Genomic DNA, 1768 nt, shown 5'->3' on the forward strand with positions numbered 1-1768 from the left:
CCCCCACCCGCAAGGGTCCGAGCGTGGGCACGTGGCGTCCCTGGGCCGTGCTGCCGTGGGCGCTGGCCCTCCTCGCCCTGCCCTTGATCGCGCTCGCCCTGCGCTCCAACTTCGGCGCGAACGGCTGGATGACGGTCATCTACATGGTCTTCGGCGCCCTGCCCCACGAACTCGTCCTCATGGTCCTGGTGGGAAGCCTGTTCCTCCTGCCCCGCGTGAACCCGCAGGATGAGCAGCGGGGCGGCATCCGGCTGGGGCGCCTGCTGCACACGCTGCTGGGCGTCTCCTGGGGGTCCTTCGCGCTGGCCGCGATCATCTTCCCCGACGGCGGCGACCACCCGGACTCCGGCGCCACGACCCCGGTGCTCATGGACCTGCTCGGCAAGAGCACCGCGATGGACGTCGGCATCGTGGGCGGCCTCGCCCTCGTGGCCGTCAGTGCGCTCACCGGTCTCGCGGTGATCGTGGTGTGCGTGGTGCGGCGGATCCGCGCCGTTCGCTGAGCACGCTCCCGACGACGGCGGTCAGCGCGCCGACATGACGCGCTGACCGTCACGGTCACGGCGCGCTCAGGCGTTGGCGGGCTCGGCCGTGCCCGCGCCCCGGCGGCGCAGCTCGGGCTTCACGGCGCCCTCGGCGCCCGTGTCGGGGCGGACGTCCTCCGCGGCGACGGCCGCACCGGAGCCGCACGGGCCGGCGTCGTCCGTGCCGGCGCAGCAGCCGCCGGCCGGGGCGCCGTCGTCGGCCGTGGCCCGCCGCGCACGCTCCTCGGCGCCGAGCACGGTGAAGCCGGCGTCGGCGATCATCTGCAGGTCCGCCTCGGCGTCCTGGCCCTCGGAGGTGAGGTAGTCGCCGAGGAAGATCGAGTTGGCCACCTGCAGGCCGACCGGCTGCAGGGAGCGCAGGTGCATCTCGCGGCCGCCGGCGATGCGCAGCTCCTTGTCCGGGCAGGCCAGGCGGACCATGGCGAGGATCCGGAGGCACTCGAGCGGGGTGAGCTGCTGGTGGCCCTGCAGCGGGGTGCCGTCGAAGGGCATGAGGAAGTTGACGGGGATGGAGTCGGAGTCCAGGTCGCGGAGCGCGAGGACGGCCTCGACGAGCTGCTCGTGCGTCTCCCCCATGCCCGCGATCAGGCCGCTGCAGGAGGACAGGCCGGCGGCGCCGGCGCGCTGCACGGTGTCCACGCGCTGCTCGTAGGTGTGGGAGGTGCAGATGGACTCGTAGTGGGACTCGGCCGTGTTGAGGTTGTGGTTGTAGGCGTCGACGCCGGCGTCCTTGAGCTTCTCGGCCTGGCCGTCCTTGAGGAAGCCGAGGCACGCGCACACCTCGACGTCCGGGTGCTGGGCCTTGAGGTCGCCGACCATGCCGGCCACGCGGTCGACGTCGCGGTCCGTGGGGCCGGTGCCGGAGGCGACCATGCATACGCGCGAGGCGCCGCCGGCGATGCCCAGGCCCGCCTGGCGGACGGCCTCCTCCGGCTTGAGCCACGTGTAGCGCAGGATCTCGGCCTCGGTGCCGAGACGCTGGGAGCAGTAGGTGCAGTTCTCCGGGCAGAGGCCGGTCTTGAGGCTGACCAGGTAGTTGACCTTGACCGTGCGGCCGAAGTGCTTCTCGCGCAGGCGCGAGGCCGCCGCGACGATGCGGAACGTGTCCGCGTCCGGGGCGTCCAGCACAGCGACGGCCTCGTCAGCGGTGAGGCGGTGGCCCGCCTCGATGCGGTCCACGAGGGCCTCGGGGTCGAGGGCGGCGGCGGGGCGGGGGTCGACGG

The 1768-nt window shown here is 73.5% G+C and carries 2 protein-coding genes; one reads left to right on the forward strand and one right to left on the reverse strand.

The genetic code is table 11. The features are described from left to right. On the forward strand, window positions 1-503 hold a 503-nt coding region (locus J1M37_RS06535), incomplete at its 5' end, for a hypothetical protein (protein ID WP_206452352.1). Between the two features lie 66 nt (window positions 504-569). Here the strand turns inward: J1M37_RS06535 and bioB are convergent. Then, on the reverse strand, window positions 570-1768 hold a 1199-nt coding region (gene bioB, locus J1M37_RS06540), incomplete at its 5' end, for a biotin synthase BioB (RefSeq protein WP_241250917.1).

The sequence above is a fragment of the Micrococcus sp. KRD012 genome (assembly GCF_017168555.1).
Taxonomy (GTDB): domain Bacteria; phylum Actinomycetota; class Actinomycetes; order Actinomycetales; family Micrococcaceae; genus Micrococcus; species Micrococcus luteus.